The 15384-nt window shown below is 38.8% G+C and carries 12 protein-coding genes, 2 pseudogenes and 1 other annotated feature; of the genes and pseudogenes, 11 read left to right on the top strand and 3 right to left on the bottom strand.

The window, feature by feature from the left end:
• Nucleotides 1–96 precede the first annotated feature (96 nt).
• Nucleotides 97–582 carry a prolyl-tRNA synthetase associated domain-containing protein gene (locus FTX43_RS02215; protein ID WP_002310123.1) on the bottom strand — a complete coding sequence of 162 codons (486 nt, stop codon included), beginning with the start codon at nt 580–582 and terminating at the stop codon, nt 97–99.
• A gap of 99 nt (nt 583–681) precedes the next feature.
• Nucleotides 682–1027: a binding site (T-box leader), on the top strand.
• A gap of 44 nt (nt 1028–1071) precedes the next feature.
• Between FTX43_RS02215 and FTX43_RS02210 the strand changes: the two genes are divergently transcribed.
• The 7 genes and pseudogenes from FTX43_RS02210 (at nt 1072) to FTX43_RS15405 (ending at nt 9638) form a co-directional block, all read left to right on the top strand.
• Nucleotides 1072–1713, top strand: coding sequence for an amino acid ABC transporter permease (locus FTX43_RS02210; RefSeq protein WP_002293344.1), 642 nt, complete (start codon nt 1072–1074; stop codon nt 1711–1713).
• A gap of 18 nt (nt 1714–1731) precedes the next feature.
• Complete coding sequence (locus FTX43_RS02205) at nt 1732–2367, top strand: amino acid ABC transporter ATP-binding protein (RefSeq protein WP_002314089.1); 636 nt, start codon at nt 1732–1734, stop codon at nt 2365–2367.
• 18 nt (nt 2368–2385) lie between these two features.
• Entirely contained in the window at nt 2386–3201 is an 816-nt protein-coding gene (locus tag FTX43_RS02200) for an amino acid ABC transporter substrate-binding protein (RefSeq protein ID WP_002310125.1), read from the top strand.
• A gap of 866 nt (nt 3202–4067) precedes the next feature.
• Nucleotides 4068–5504, top strand: coding sequence for a glycoside hydrolase family 1 protein (locus FTX43_RS02195; RefSeq protein ID WP_147606704.1), 1437 nt, complete (start codon nt 4068–4070; stop codon nt 5502–5504).
• 188 nt (nt 5505–5692) lie between these two features.
• Nucleotides 5693–8140, top strand: coding sequence for a DNA translocase FtsK (locus tag FTX43_RS02190; protein WP_002310128.1), 2448 nt, complete (start codon nt 5693–5695; stop codon nt 8138–8140).
• Nucleotides 8141–8373: 233 nt separating this feature from the next.
• Entirely contained in the window at nt 8374–9441 is a 1068-nt protein-coding gene (gene rlmN, locus FTX43_RS02185; protein WP_002293564.1) for a 23S rRNA (adenine(2503)-C(2))-methyltransferase RlmN, read from the top strand.
• A pseudogene (locus FTX43_RS15405) lies at nt 9431–9638 on the top strand (hypothetical protein). Before rlmN ends, FTX43_RS15405 begins: the two are co-directional and overlap by 11 nt.
• Here FTX43_RS15405 and FTX43_RS02175 read toward each other — a convergent pair.
• Nucleotides 9635–10005 (bottom strand): annotated as a pseudogene (locus tag FTX43_RS02175) (glycerol dehydrogenase); the annotation flags it as partial. The pseudogenes FTX43_RS15405 and FTX43_RS02175 sit on opposite strands and share 4 nt — an antisense overlap.
• Before the next feature lie 133 nt (nt 10006–10138).
• Between FTX43_RS02175 and aac(6') the strand changes: the two are divergent.
• Both aac(6') and FTX43_RS02165 read left to right on the top strand, forming a co-directional pair.
• The gene (gene aac(6'), locus FTX43_RS02170) at nt 10139–10687 is read left to right on the top strand and encodes an aminoglycoside N-acetyltransferase AAC(6')-Ii (RefSeq protein WP_147606702.1); all 549 of its coding nucleotides are present in this window, start codon (nt 10139–10141) and stop codon (nt 10685–10687) included.
• Nucleotides 10688–11232: 545 nt separating this feature from the next.
• Entirely contained in the window at nt 11233–12894 is a 1662-nt protein-coding gene (locus FTX43_RS02165; protein WP_002289796.1) for a peptide ABC transporter substrate-binding protein, read from the top strand.
• Nucleotides 12895–12963: 69 nt separating this feature from the next.
• Here the strand turns inward: FTX43_RS02165 and FTX43_RS02160 are convergent, their stop codons facing one another.
• Nucleotides 12964–13311 carry a DUF3899 domain-containing protein gene (locus FTX43_RS02160; RefSeq protein WP_002316786.1) on the bottom strand — a complete coding sequence of 116 codons (348 nt, stop codon included), beginning with the start codon at nt 13309–13311 and terminating at the stop codon, nt 12964–12966.
• An 83-nt stretch (nt 13312–13394) separates the two neighbouring features.
• On the opposite strand from FTX43_RS02160, the gene opp3b reads away from it, so the two are divergent.
• Nucleotides 13395–14336 carry an oligopeptide ABC transporter permease gene (opp3b, locus tag FTX43_RS02155; RefSeq protein ID WP_002293573.1) on the top strand — a complete coding sequence of 314 codons (942 nt, stop codon included), beginning with the start codon at nt 13395–13397 and terminating at the stop codon, nt 14334–14336.
• Nucleotides 14337–15380, top strand: coding sequence for an ABC transporter permease (locus FTX43_RS02150; protein ID WP_002293574.1), 1044 nt, complete (start codon nt 14337–14339; stop codon nt 15378–15380). It begins immediately after the preceding gene.
• Nucleotides 15381–15384: the final 4 nt, after the last annotated feature.

The raw sequence follows: 15384 nt of genomic DNA, 5'->3' as shown, positions 1-15384 counted from the left end.
TTACATTGTTTGATTGGCTAAAAGAATTTCTGATATATTTTGTGCTAAATAAAGAAAAAGACGCTTGAATTGGGAATTAAGAAAACTACTCTATCATTACAAATTTTCATAAACTGGCAGATGTTCTAAGTAAACAAGTATCTTTTCAAAGTCGGAAAAATCCATGATCAACGTAGTGGTATTGATATTTGGATGAAAGCCTACGGTATCTTGACGATCAATAGCAGAATCGATCACGACTTGGATTTTTTTCTCTGTGTCGTGCATCAATGCTAATGGAGTCACTGTACCTGCTGGAATTCCTAGAAGGTCAGGAAGCTGTTCTTCAGAAACAAAAGATAAGCGCTTTTCTTTTAATTGTTCAGCTAGTTGTTTTAAATCGGCATGCTTTTCATCAGGCAAGATGACAAGATAGATTTTTTTTCCTTTTCTTGATTTCAATAATAGATTTTTTACTTGCGGACCAGGTAGGGAAAAAGGGATATTTTTGACTGACGTAATCGCAGGATGATCAACTTTTTGAAAAGAGATACCTAGTTTTCTTAGTAGTTCATAAGCTTCTTGTTCGGTTGCACGATTCATCGCGCATTACCCTCCTTTTTTTATTAGTGTATCATAAAAAAGAGTTGACAAGAGTTGACAAATGAAAAATAATCATGTAAATTACACGTAAAGTTAAAACAAATGACATCGAAAAGAAGAGTAGCAGTTAGGTGTTTTTAGAGAGTCTCTGGTTGGTGGAAAGAGGCAGCAGTTAACCGTGAAACACATCTTGGAGTCGATTTTCTGAAGCGTATAGTAGGAAAATCCGGGGAGCCCGTTACAGCTGCGGTCGTTGCTAGATGACCAGGTAAGGCTGGCTTTTCCGTGAGGAGTCGGTAAAAAAAGGTGGAACCACGTGATTAACGTCCTTTGATCTTCGGATCAAAGGACGTTTTGTTTTCATCTGATTTGCAACGACTGTGTGAGGTTTTTTCTGCAAGGAAAAAATAAACAGAGGTGGAACCACGTATAATACGTCCTCTTGGCATTTGCCAAGAGGATTTTTTTATTTTAAAGGAGGAAAAGAAGATGGAGTATTTAATTGAAGTTATGCCGCAATTATTAGTAGGAGCACTCACAACATTGAAATTATTTTTATTTACCTTGATTGGCTCGTTGCCATTAGGGATTATTTTAGCACTAGGATTGTCCTTGCATTTTAAGCCGCTACGCTACTTTCTTCAAACATATGTATGGATCATGCGGGGAACGCCACTATTGTTACAGCTGATTTTTGTTTTTTATGGTTTGCCGACGATTGGGATCGTTTTTGATCGATTCGAAGCAGCGCTCATTGCTTTTATCTTGAACTATGCCGCTTATTTTGCAGAGATCTTCCGTGGAGGGATACAATCGATTCCTCAAGGTCAATATGAAGCAGCGCAAGTTTTGCAATTAAGTCCCTTCCAAACGGTAACGAAAATCGTCATCCCGCAAGTGACAAAGATTGTTTTACCTTCTGTAGGTAATGAAGTTATCAACTTGGTCAAAGATTCTTCCTTGATCTATATATTAGGTTTGGGTGATGTAATGCGTGCCGGGAAAATCGCGATGGAACGCGACGCGACTTTACTGCCTTTGCTAGGAGTGGCAATCATCTATCTTACATTGACTGGTATTCTAACAATCGTAATGAAACAAGTTGAAGGAAAATTAAATTATTACCGCTAACTGATAGGAGGAAGAAGTATGATTGAATTGAAGAAAGTGAACAAAGCATTTGGTGAAAAAGAAATAATCAAAGATTTGGATCTAATCATTCCAGATGGGAAAACATTAGCTATCGTAGGTCCTTCCGGTGGTGGTAAAACCACACTTTTACGTATCTTGGCTGGCTTAGAAAGCTCTGATAGCGGAGAATTTTATTTAGACGGTGTACCGTTCAATCCATTCGAACTTAAAATGAAAGAACAAGTTGTAGGAGTCGTATTCCAAGACTTCCAGCTATTTCCACATCTGAATATTTTTGAAAACATTACTTTAGCACCGAAAATGGTATTGAAACAGACAAAAGAAGAATACACCAAAAAAGCAGAAGAATTAGCGGCTTCATTAGGGATTAGCGATTTATTGAATAACTATCCTTATCAGCTTTCTGGCGGACAAAAACAACGGGTAGCGATTGCTAGAGCATTGGCCATGAATCCACGGGTATTGGCTTATGATGAACCAACGAGTGCTTTAGACCCTGAGTTGCGTCAGCAAGTCGAGCGTTTGATCCTATCATTGAAAGAAGACGGGGTAACCCAAATCATTGTCACCCATGATCTCGTATTTGCAGAAAATGTCGGTGATCAACTATTAAAAGTTTCCCCAATTCATTAAGAAAGGAAGAAGATAGAGATGAAAAAAATCAGTTTTCTATTCGCTTTGCTCGTAGGTCTTCTTCTTTTTGCAGGCTGTTCGAATAAAAAGGCTTCAGCAGATAATTGGGCGGCTATCAACGAAGAGAAAAAAATCGTTATAGGTTTGGACGATACATTTGTTCCTATGGGATTTAGAGATAAAGATGGGAAGCTTACAGGATTCGATATTGATTTAGCCAAAGCAGTCTTTGAACAATATGGGATTACGGTAGACTTTCAGCCTATTGACTGGTCGATGAAGGAATTTGAACTGAACAATGGAACAATCGACTTGATCTGGAATGGCTATTCCAAGACACCGGCAAGAGAAAAGAAAGTGCAGTTTACAAAACCTTATATGGAAAATGATCAAGTGCTGATCACACCTAAAGAATCAGGAATCACAAGCTTTGAGCAAATGAAAAATAAGAGATTAGGTGCGCAAAATGGGTCATCTGGTTATGATGTATTTACGAAACAACCAGAAGTGTTAAAAGAGAGAGTCAAAAACCAAGATGCTGTTTTGTACGATAGTTTTAATGAAGCACTGATTGATCTGAAAAGCGGACGGATTGATGGTTTGCTGATGGATAAAGTATATGCGGACTATTATTTGAAACAAAGAAACGAACTAGAAGACTTCAACATGACAAAAGGCTCTTACGAAAGTGAGGATTTTGCGGTTGGTGTGCGTAAGTCAGATGATACGTTAGTGAAGAAAATAAATGAAGCATTTGATCGATTAGAAAAAACAGGGGAATTCCAAAAAATCTCCAATAAATGGTTTGGTGAAGATGTCACGCCGAGAAATTAACAAATAGGGGACTGTGACAAAAGACGTGTCCCAGTCCCTTTTTCCGAATAAACAGTGTTCTCCTGCCAACTCTTCGGTCACAAGTCACGATATTCAACAAACATGAGAAACTGTTTTTTGAAATTGCTCCTTGTGACTCGGAGCTGAACGGCAGGCTCACAACCTCTTCCTTAAACGGTGTTCAAAAGCCAGTTTCTCGGTATTAAGTCCAATTTATGCAAAAATGTAGAAAGCCATTTCCACAAAATTTTTCTTAATACTCGAAACTAAGCGACTTTTTCACAACCTCTTTCTTAAACGGTGTTCAATCAGCTGACCCTCGGTATTAGCTCAACAAACGGCAAAATATGAGGAACTATTTTTCCGTTTGTTTCTCTAATACTCAGGACAAAGCGCTGATTTCACAACCTCTTCCTTAAACGGTGTTCAAAAGCCAGTTTCTCGGTATTAAGCCAAATTTATGCAAAAATGTAGAAAGCCATTTCCACAAAATTTTTCTTAATACTCGAAACTAAGCGACTTTTTCACAACCTTTTTCTTAAACGGTGTTCAATCAGCTGACCCTCGGCATTAGCTCAACAAACGGCAAAATATGAGGAACTATTTTTCCGTTTGTTTCTCTAATACTCAGGACAAAGCGCTGATTTCACAACCTCTTATACACGGTGTTCCAGAAGTACCTTCTTCGAAAAATAAGCCGAAATTTCACAAAAATTTGAGAAGCAATTTTCGTAAATTCCTTCTTATTTCTTGAAGCTGACCACTTCTTTCACAACTTCCTTTACATAATTTTATTTTGTTGTGGAAGGGGTTTCGTGTTATTCTAAAAGAGGAACGATTGAAGGTTATAGGAAAGGAAGAGATGAATGGAACACAAAGAACTTACCTCATTTCCAAAAGATTTTCTGTGGGGCTCTGCATCTGCAGCGTATCAAGTAGAAGGAGCTTGGCAAGAAGATGGGAAAGGCGAATCAGTCTGGGATCGATTTGTTCGGATTCCAGGAAAGACATTTAAAGGAACAAACGGTGATCTGGCAGTAGACCACTATCATCGTTATAAAGAAGATATTGCTTTAATGAAAGAACAAGGTCTGAAAGCTTACCGCTTCTCTGTAGCTTGGACACGGATTTTTCCTAATGGAAGAGGAGAAGTCAATCAAGCAGGGCTCGCTTTTTATGAGAGATTGATCGACGAATTGATCGAAAACGGTATCGAGCCTATGTTGACTTTGTATCATTGGGATCTTCCACAAGCATTGCAACATGAATATAATGGTTGGGAATCACGTCAAATCATTGAAGATTTCACTAATTATGCAGAAACATTATTTGAGGCATTCCGCGGGAAAGTCCATTACTGGATTAGTTTGAATGAACAAAATATCTTTACTTCATTAGGCTATTTATTAGCAGCACATCCGCCAGGCGTGACGGATCCAAAACGAATGTATGAAGTCAACCATATCGCAAATCTAGCAAATGCATCTGTCATCAACAAATTCCATGAGTTAGAAATGCCTGGAAAAATCGGACCAAGCTTTGCGTATACGCCAAATTATCCAATCGACAGTAATCCTGAAAATGTTCTGGCAGCCGAAAATGCAGAAGATCTGATGGCCAATTATTGGATGGATGTCTACATGTGGGGTAAATATCCTATTGCTGCTATGAGATTCTTAGAAGAAAAAGGATGGGCGCCAACGATTGTAGCTGGCGATGCAGAATTGCTAGAATCAGCCAAGCCAGATTTCCTTGGGATCAATTACTATCAAACAGCGACGAATGCATTCAATCCATTAGATGGAGTTGGAGCAGGAAAAATGAATACGACTGGGAAAAAAGGTTCATCAGAAGAAACAGGGGTTCCTGGAATGTATAAAAAAGTTGAGAATCCATTTGTCGAACGAACAAATTGGGACTGGGAGATCGACCCAGAAGGCTTAAGGATCGGATTGCGTCGTATCACAAGCCGTTACCGCATGCCGGTACTGATCACGGAAAATGGCTTAGGAGAATATGACAAGTTGACAGAAGACAAACAAATCCATGACGACTATCGAATCCATTACTTACAAAGCCATGTCAAAGCAATCAAAGAAGCAATTTCGGATGGCGCAGAAGTATTAGGCTATTGTACATGGTCTTATACAGATTTGCTGAGTTGGCTGAACGGTTATCAAAAGCGATATGGATTTGTATATGTCGATCAAGATGAAACACAAGAAGGATCTTTGGAACGATATAAGAAAGACAGTTATTACTGGTACCAAAAACTGATTGAAGAAAATGGAGAGAACCTTTAGTTCTCATGCTTAAAACAAGAAGGTACGGCTGGATATGGCCGTGCCTTTTTTTGATAAAATCATTTAGAAATTAAGAAAAACTGTAAAATAAGCTGAAAAATGAAAGAAAGCGTCAGTTCTTTCAAACAAAACTTTAGTTCCCTTGCTTTTTTTTGTATAATGAAACTTGATGAAATGAGGGATAATAAATGGCACAAAAGAAACGGCCTACTAAGAAAAGGAAAAAGACGAAAAAAACGAAAAAGCAAAAACAGCAGCAAGAACAAATGCTGACGATTGGTGTTGGATTTGCCTTGATTCTATTTGCTGTATTCGGCTTTTTAAAATTAGGTTTTTTAGGAATATTGATTGCAAACGGCTTTCGGATCATTGCAGGAAATACTTACCAAATCCTCTGTCTTTTATTAGCCGTATTAGGATTTTGGATTGTCATTAAGAATACAGAGTTTTCAATTGGCAAAAACCGACGCTGGTTTGGCGGTATACTCTTTTATTTCGGTATCTTATTATTGCTACATGCCCATTTATTTGGCAAACTCCATACTGGGGAACCAAATATCATGGGGACGACATGGGACTTATTGGCTAGCGATATAAAACAAAGTCAAGTAGATAATAACGTTGGCGGAGGGATGATCGGAGCAATTCTTTATCATTTCACTTATTTCTTGATTGCACAGCCTGGAAGTTATTTAGTAGCCATTCTATTACTGGCGGGTGGAGCATTCTTGTTCAGTAATTTGGAAGGCTATCAGCTGCTGAATGGTATCCAATCAATTGGAGAACGGGTACAGGAATTATTGGAAGGTGATCCTGCCAAGCAAGCTCAAAAGCAAGCGGCAAAGGAAGAAAGAATGAAACAGCGTGCAGAAGCGAAAGAAGCGAGACGCTTAGCGGCACAAGAAGCAGCAGAAAAAGAAGCAGTAGAATATGAGAAGAAAAAAGCTGTGAACCAGCAAAGGAAAAATACTCCTGATGAATGGCAGGAACAAGAAAATGCCGAACCTGAGCAGTTAAGTTTTGTTCCAATTGACAGTTTTCAAGAAAATATCCATCCTGCGAATCTAGAAAAACCAGTCCCAGATACACCAAAACAGACCAATACAGCAGAAGGTTATGCTAATGAGTTGCCAGAGGATGACGGTACCTCATTAGAATTTGAGATCGAAGCAGAACAGGAAAATCAAGATTATGAATTGCCGACAGTTGACTTGCTTGATTCTATACCAACTGTGGATCAAAGTGATGAGTATAAAAAAATTGAAAAAAATATCGGTGTATTGGAACAAACTTTCCAAAGTTTCGGTGTGGATGCTAAGGTCGTCAAAGCTAGTTTAGGCCCATCCGTCACAAAATTCGAAGTCCAACCAGCTGTAGGGGTAAAAGTAAGTAAAATCGTGAACTTAACAGATGATATCGCACTTGCTTTAGCAGCGAAAGATGTTCGGATGGAAGCGCCGATCCCAGGTAAATCACTGATTGGTATTGAAGTACCAAATGGAAAGATCAGTATGGTTTCCTTTAGAGAAATCATCGAAGCTCAGCCAAACCATCCAGATAAATTACTGGAAGTACCCTTAGGACGTGATGTTTCTGGACGAGTACAAACGGCTGATCTTTCGAAAATGCCTCACTTACTTGTAGCTGGTTCGACTGGTAGTGGGAAGTCAGTAGCAATCAATGGGATCATTACAAGTATATTGATGCGTGCTAAGCCCCATGAAGTAAAACTGATGATGATCGATCCGAAAATGGTTGAATTAAATATGTACAACGGGATACCTCATCTGTTGACGCCGGTCGTAACGAACCCTAGAAAAGCGGCACAAGCCTTACAAAAAGTAGTACAAGAAATGGAAGAACGATATGAAAAATTTGCGGCAACTGGTGTAAGAAATATTTCTGGTTACAATGAATTTGTTCAGCAGAAAAACTTAGAAAACGGAACGAAACATCCAACCTTACCATTCATCGTAGTAATCGTAGATGAATTAGCTGACTTGATGATGGTAGCTAGCAACGAAGTCGAAGATGCGATTATTCGTTTAGCGCAAATGGCTCGGGCAGCGGGCATCCACATGATCCTAGCTACTCAACGTCCAAGTGTGGATGTTATCACAGGGATCATCAAAGCAAATGTACCTTCTAGAATGGCATTTGCTGTATCAAGTGGTACAGATTCTCGGACGATCATCGACTCTAATGGAGCAGAAAAGCTCTTAGGGCGAGGAGATATGCTGTTCTTGCCAATGGGTGAGAATAAACCTATCCGTGTGCAAGGAGCGTTCATCTCTGACCATGAAGTGGAGCGGATCGTTCAATTTGTTACAGATCAGCAAGAAGCTCATTATGAAGAGAAAATGATGCCGACAGATGAAGTTGAAACGGCAGGTGCCCCAGAACAGCCACAAGATGAGCTGTTTGAGGAAGCAAAAGCACTTGTTGTTGAAATGCAAACAGCAAGTATCTCCCTTCTCCAAAGAAGATTTCGAATCGGTTACAACCGAGCCGCTCGACTCGTAGATGAACTGGAAGCTCATGGAGTTGTTGGCCCATCAGAAGGAAGTAAGCCTCGGAAAGTATTCATTGATCAAGAGGAAACATCAGAACCACTGCCGGAAGATAATGATATGTAAAACTTGTTCAATGAACGGTTGAAAAACGAATAACTATATAAAAAAGACAAGACATGATGATACCAAGAGAAAAAATGGCTTTTTTCCCATCTTTTCTAATACGGTACGATGTTTTGTCTTTTTTGATTTTTATGAGATGAAAGTTCTATTCGATTTATTTGTGAAGTATTGCATTAACTAAACGAATCATGTATAGTATGTAGCGAAACTTTGAGAAAAAGAGGGAAAATACTTTGGAAAAACAATCCATCTATGGCTTGACGAATGAAGAATTAATCAATTGGTTTATAGAAAACGGTGAGAAAAAATTCCGAGCTGCCCAAGTTTGGGAATGGTTGTATCAAAAACGTGTAAGTAACTTCACAGAAATGACGAATCTATCAAAACAATTGATAGAAAAATTATCGGCACATTTTATCATCAATCCTCTGAAACAAATGGTCGTCCAAGAAGCTTCGGACGGTACAGTAAAATATTTGTTTGAACTTCCTGATAAAAATATGATCGAGACCGTACTAATGAGACAAGAATACGGCTTGTCCGTTTGCGTGACCACACAAGTAGGATGTAATATCGGCTGTACATTTTGTGCAAGCGGGTTGCTTAAAAAGAACCGTGATTTGACCGCTGGAGAAATCGTCGCGCAGATCATGATGGTTCAACATTATTTTGATGAGCGCAATCTTGGCGAACGTGTTTCCCATGTCGTCGTAATGGGAATCGGTGAGCCATTTGATAATTACGACAATGTAATGGACTTTTTGCATATTATTAATGATGCCAAAGGATTGGCGATTGGTGCGCGACATATTACAGTTTCTACTAGTGGCTTAGCACACAAAATCAAGGAATTCGCTAATAACGGCTTGCAAGTAAATCTGGCTATTTCCTTGCACGCGCCGAATAATGAGGTGCGAACATCGATTATGCGGATCAACCGAAGTTTCCCAATTGAGAAATTGATGGAAGCTGTGGATGAGTATTTAGAGAAAACAAACCGTCGAATCACGTTTGAATATATCATGTTGAATCAAGTAAATGATAGACCAGAGCATGCGCAACAATTAGCAGATCTATTAAAAGATAAGAAAAAGTTAGCATATGTCAACTTGATTCCATATAATCCAGTCAGTGAACATGATCAATATTCTCGCAGTCCAAAAGCTGATGTATTGAGATTTTATGATGTATTGAAGAAAAACGGCGTAAACTGTGTGATACGTAAAGAACATGGTACAGATATTGATGCAGCTTGCGGACAATTGCGAAGCAAGCAAATGAAAAAAACAGCTGCCAAATAATCGTAGCCTGCTTCGTTTTTTCAATTACCATAAAAGGAGCAGTTTTATTAATTAAGGAACTGTCCAACTTAAATAAGTGAAAAGATTCTATAGCGAAAGTTATAAAGCGTTTTTTGACAAGAAAAGCCCTCATCAAGCAAAGAAATGTCGTCAATTTGATGACAGCCTGCTTGATGGGGGTTTTAGCAATTATTTAACTGATTTTCTTATATCCTTGCTGGCTTTCTTGTGTAGCATGATAAGTTTCTACGTCAAGAATGGCCTGTTTAAATTTTTCTCGGGAGATTTCATAAGGCACATGTTTGATATCATTTGTGGTCATGGCTTTATCTAAGATTGCTTCTAAATCGGTCGTGATATTGAGATTCATGTCGGTTAACGATACTGGAAGTTGTTTTTTTCATAAACACATAGATTTTATCAAACAAATCGAACTGCTGATCCATCATCAATAAGGTCAGTACACCATAACTGACAGATGCTCCGTGAAGGTATCCCTCCATTTTTTCTAGAGGTCGTACTGCAATAGAATATGTGTACCTTAGCAGAAATAGTATTTCTGGAGTTTTTTTTGCTTTATAAGCAGGGCAGCCGATTAGTTTGCTAGAGAAATAATTGACTGCTAAAGAATTTGAGCGAGAACATTTCGTTTTTTCAAAAGGACTGTTAGAATAAGCAAGAACAAGGGGGAAGACGTATGATAATCAGTGAATTTGACCGTAATAATCCAGTATTGAAAGACCAGCTTTCTGATTTACTGAGACTGACTTGGCCGGAAGAATATGGAGACAGCTCGGCAGAAGAAGTAGAAGAAATGATGAATCCAGAACGAATCGCGATAGCAGCGGTAGACCAAGATGAGTTAGTAGGATTTATTGGTGCAATCCCTCAATACGGTATCACAGGTTGGGAATTGCATCCATTAGTTGTAGAAAGCTCTCGACGAAAGAACCAAATAGGTACTCGATTAGTCAATTACTTAGAAAAAGAAGTAGCTTCCAGAGGAGGAATAACGATTTATTTAGGTACGGATGATTTAGACCATGGAACAACGTTAAGTCAAACGGACCTGTATGAGCATACGTTTGATAAAGTGGCTTCCATCCAGAACCTTCGTGAACATCCGTATGAGTTCTATGAAAAATTAGGTTATAAAATCGTAGGTGTCTTACCAAATGCAAATGGTTGGGACAAACCGGATATTTGGATGGCAAAAACGATTATTCCTCGACCAGATTCTCAATAATAAAAAGAGGTTGTGAAATCAGCGTCCTGACCTGAGTATTAGAGAAACAAACGGAAAAATAGTTCTTCATATTTTGCCGTTTGTTGAGCTAATATCGAGGGTCAGCTGATTGAACACCGTTTACCCAGAGGTCGGGAACTTGCCGTTTCACTCTGAGTCACAAGGAGTAATTTCAAAAAACAGCTTCTCATGTTTGATGACTATTGTGACTTGTGACCGAGGAGTTGGCAGGAGAACACCGTTTATTCGGATAAGGAACTGTGAAAAGACTTTTGTCACAGTTCCTTTTTTTTATTCTTTTTTATCTTTGTATGGCAATAATAGACAATATAACAAAAATTATTTAATGGTTACTGGAAGGCAATAGAAAACCTTGTACAAAGCTATTTTTTTCTGAAAAATTCCTTGAAACCTCACGAAAAAATCATTATTTTATGTAAAAGACAAAAAAAAAGTGTTGATTTTTTAATAATTATTCATTAAACTCTTAAACAACTTCAGAAAATATTAATTATTCTGAAAATTCCAATAAAGGGGTACGTAAAATGAAAAAGAAATTTACATTTGGTTTGGTTGCGGTATGCGGCCTTGTACTTGCTGGATGTTATGGCGGCAGTTCAGCCACAAGCAGTAGTTCAGCAAAAAGCGGTTCTGCAGATGGAGGAGGCGTATTTAACTTAGTCGTGCCTCAAGAAATGCCTACAGCTGACTTATCAGTTGCAACAGATACAATCAGTTTTACAGCATTGAATAACGTTTATGAAGGAATTTACCGTCTTGATGAAGACAGCAAACCACAGCCGGCAGGAGCTAGCGAGTTGGCAGAAGTCAGTGAAGACGGATTAACTTACAAAATCAAATTACGAGAAGATGCAAAATGGTCAAACGGTGATCCTGTTACAGCAGCGGATTACGTTTATGGCTGGCAACGAACAGTAGACCCAGCTACAGCTTCTGAATATGCTTACCTGTATGCGCCAGTTGAAAACGCAGAAGACATCACAGCTGGAAAGAAAGATAAATCAGAACTAGGGATCAAAGCAGTTGGCGACTATGAATTAGAAATCAAATTGACGAAACAAACACCATATTTCCAATACCTGCTTGCTTTCCCATCATTTTTCCCACAAAAACAATCCGTAGTGGAAGAAAATGGGGATGCCTATGCATCTGCAAGTGATAAAGCTGTTTATAATGGACCATTCACATTAGAAGATTTCGATGGACCAGGAACAGATACAGAATGGACTTATAAGAAAAATGACCATTACTGGGACAAAGACACAGTAAAACTTTCTGAAATCAAAGTCAGTGTAGTAAAAGAATCTTCTACTGCGTTGAACTTATTCAAAGATGGCCAAGCCGATGATGTGATCTTGTCTGGTGAATTAGCACAGCAAAACGCAAACGATCCAGCTTATACTTCTGTTAAAGAAGCACGGACAAGCTATATCGAATTCAACCAACGTGAAAAGAATTCACCATTCAACAATGTGAACCTAAGAAAAGCTATTTCTTATTCAATCGATCGTGAAGCTTTAGTAAAACAAGTACTAGGTGACGGATCAGTTGTCTCTACAGGATTGATCCCATCAGATATGGTAAAAAGTCCAACAACGAACGAAGACTTTGCAAAAGAAGCTGGAAAATTAGTTTCTTATGACAAAGATAAGGCAAAAGAATATTGGGAAAAAGCGAAAAAAGAATTGGGCGTTGATTCTTTAGAATTTGATTTGATGGCTTCTGATGATGATTCATCGAAAAAAGTAATCGAATATGTTCAAAACTCAATCCAAGAAAACTTGGATGGCGTAACAGTCAAACCAACACCTGTTCCATTCTCTGTGCGTCTTGACCGCTCAACTTCGGGTGACTTTGACGCAGTACTAGGCGGATGGGCTGCTGACTATGCAGACCCAAGCAGCTTTACTGATTTGTTTGTCACAGGTAATTCATACAACCGTGGTCGTTGGAGCAATGCAGAATATGACGAAGCAGTTAAAGCAGCTTCATCAACAGATGCTGGCGATGAACAAGCCCGTTGGGATGATTTCCAAAAAGCAATCAAGATCATCTCTGATGATATGGGTGTCGTTCCGGTGTACCAAAAAGCAGAAGGTCACCTAGTGAATGAAAAAATCAAAGGTATCGTTCACCATGCTGCAGGCGCTTCATGGGATTACAAATGGACATACGTTGAAGAATAATCGTTAATACCGTGAGCATGAGAAAAAACGAGGCTGCGGCAAATGTCGCAACCTCGTTCTCATATTCACTTATCCTAACAAAGAAAAAAGCATGAAAATAGCAGAAAGAGCAATTAGTATTCCGGCAATGATCAGCCAAAAGCTGTACATACCGTAGCTGGCAGTCGAGAGCGAGGAAAATTCTGGTTTTTTCTTTCGGTTCCTTGTTCGTGCAAGATGGACCGATCGCTGAAAATGATCGAAGAAACCCGAAGAAAAGACCCATAAAAAACCGCCGATAATCAGAAACGGCAATGACCATAAGAATAGATCATTAGATAATTGAATGAGTGTAAAGGAATGGTTGATGACGTTTTTTATTAAAATAACCAGAATCAGTAGAAAAGCTACTGCGTAGGGGATAGATTTTTTTTTCATTTGATTGCTCCTTTATTTTTGCTTCATTATCTAATAATGTAGCGAAACATCTGTCAGAAGTCAAAAGCTAGGGGGAAACATTAGTGAATAGTTATATCAAATATGTATTAAAACGTGTCTTTTTCATGATCATCACGCTTTGGTTAATTGCAACAATCACCTTTTTCTTGATGCAATTGCTGCCGGGCACGCCATATACGAATCAGGAACGTTTGAGTCCTGAAACAATCGAGATGCTAAATAAACAAGTCGGTTTGGATAAACCAGTTATCGTACAATATGGGATTTATCTTTCTAATTTGCTTCAAGGAGATTTTGGAATTTCCTTCCAATTTAAAAACCAGCCAGTCGCACATTTGTTAGCTGGAAGAATCGGACCGTCTTTGCAATTAGGGTTACAGGCAATTATCTTTGGAACAGTCCTAGGAACGATTTTAGGAACGATTTCTGCCATGAAGCAAAATACATGGGCAGATACATCTTCTACACTTGTAGCAATATTAGGTCGTTCCATTCCAAACTTTGTATTTGCTGTTTTACTACAATATATCTTTGCAATCAAATTACAAGTTTTACCAATCGCAAAATGGGATGGATTTGTGTACACGATCTTGCCGACAATTGCATTGGCCATGTCGCCGCTTGCTGATTCTGCTCGATTTATCCGGACGGAAATGGTGGAAGTACTGCATAGTGATTACGTGGAATTAGCAAAAGCAAAAGGATTGAGCCGTTGGGAAATCGCCTTTAAACATGGTCTTCGAAATAGTTTGATCCCATTGATGACTTTATTAGGACCCTTGGCTGTCGCATTGATGACCGGATCACTGGTGGTAGAAAATATCTTTGCTATTCCTGGTATCGGTGAACAATTCGTTAAGTCGATCACAACAAATGATTATCCTACGATCATGGCTGTAACGATTCTTTACTCATTTATGTTGATTTTTGTTATTTTGATCGTTGATCTGCTGTACGGTCTAGTTGATCCAAGAATTCGTGTTTCAGAAGGGAGCCGAGGATAAATGGAAATGACACCCAAGCGTTATGAAACAGTCGCAGATATTCCTGCGGATGAGTTTCTTCCATTACAAAAAAATACCGAAGAAGAACGTGAGCAGATTACTGCACCTTCTTTGAATTTTATCCAAGATTCATGGCGCCGTTTAAAGAAAAACAAAGCTGCCGTTATTTCAATGTTTTTACTGTTGGTCATCATTTTGATCTCTGTGGTCACGATCTTTGTTTCGCCACATGATCCAACTGCCCAAAACGTGGCTTATATCAATTTGCCTCCTCGTATTCCGGGAATCAATATCGATGGATTGAATGGAAAAGCAATGGTCGGCGGAGAACTGGTTGATAAATATGCTCAAGCAAACGTTCCTTCAAACGTAAGTTTCTTTTTAGGAACAGACGGTTTGGGCCGTGATGTATTAAGCCGTTTATTTATGGGAACGAGAATCTCGTTGCTGATCGCATTTATTGCTGCATTACTAGATGTAACGATTGGTGTAGCTTACGGGTTAATATCTGGTTTGTTAGGCGGACGTGTCGATAATGCGATGCAACGTTTTTTGGAAATCTTGTCAGGAATTCCAAACCTCGTTGTCATGATTTTGATGTTGGTCGTGTTTGAACCAGGAATTTTTTCCATCGTGGCTGCTATGGCCATCACAAACTGGATACCAATGGCACGTATCGTTCGTGCACAAACAATGAAATTAAAAGATCAAGAATATGTTCTAGCTGGATTAACATTAGGTGAATCAAGAATGAAAATTGCATTCAAACATATTTTGCCGAATATCTCCAGTGTCATTATTATTCAAATGATGTTTAGCATCCCATCTGCTATTTTCTTCGAAGCCTTTTTAAGTTTTATCGGTTTAGGTCTTACGCCTCCGTCAGCTTCATTAGGAACGATGTTGAGCGAAGGGTACAAGACATTCCTGTATCTGCCTTATCTATTATGGATTCCGGCAGTAACTTTATCGGTTATCATGATTGGCTTTAACTTACTTGCTGATGGATTGCGTGATGCCTTTGATCCTAAAATGAAAGAGTGAGGAC

The sequence above is a fragment of the Enterococcus sp. DA9 genome, from assembly GCF_008000875.1.
In the GTDB taxonomy this organism is placed as follows: domain Bacteria; phylum Bacillota; class Bacilli; order Lactobacillales; family Enterococcaceae; genus Enterococcus_B; species Enterococcus_B lactis.
This window is presented reverse-complemented; position numbering and strand designations above follow the sequence as displayed.

What these genes read in the sequence shown, in the direction of transcription:
- FTX43_RS02205 (WP_002314089.1), top strand. Translation starts at nt 1,732, where the DNA reads ATGATTGAATTGAAGAAAGTGAACAAAGCATTTGGTGAAAAAGAAATA.
- FTX43_RS02150 (WP_002293574.1), top strand. Translation starts at nt 14,337, where the DNA reads ATGGAAATGACACCCAAGCGTTATGAAACAGTCGCAGATATTCCTGCG.
- FTX43_RS02160 (WP_002316786.1), bottom strand. Translation starts at nt 13,311, where the DNA reads ATGAAAAAAAAATCTATCCCCTACGCAGTAGCTTTTCTACTGATTCTG.
- FTX43_RS02165 (WP_002289796.1), top strand. Translation starts at nt 11,233, where the DNA reads ATGAAAAAGAAATTTACATTTGGTTTGGTTGCGGTATGCGGCCTTGTA.
- FTX43_RS02195 (WP_147606704.1), top strand. Translation starts at nt 4,068, where the DNA reads ATGGAACACAAAGAACTTACCTCATTTCCAAAAGATTTTCTGTGGGGC.
- FTX43_RS02215 (WP_002310123.1), bottom strand. Translation starts at nt 582, where the DNA reads ATGAATCGTGCAACCGAACAAGAAGCTTATGAACTACTAAGAAAACTA.
- FTX43_RS02210 (WP_002293344.1), top strand. Translation starts at nt 1,072, where the DNA reads ATGGAGTATTTAATTGAAGTTATGCCGCAATTATTAGTAGGAGCACTC.
- FTX43_RS02200 (WP_002310125.1), top strand. Translation starts at nt 2,386, where the DNA reads ATGAAAAAAATCAGTTTTCTATTCGCTTTGCTCGTAGGTCTTCTTCTT.
- FTX43_RS02190 (WP_002310128.1), top strand. Translation starts at nt 5,693, where the DNA reads ATGGCACAAAAGAAACGGCCTACTAAGAAAAGGAAAAAGACGAAAAAA.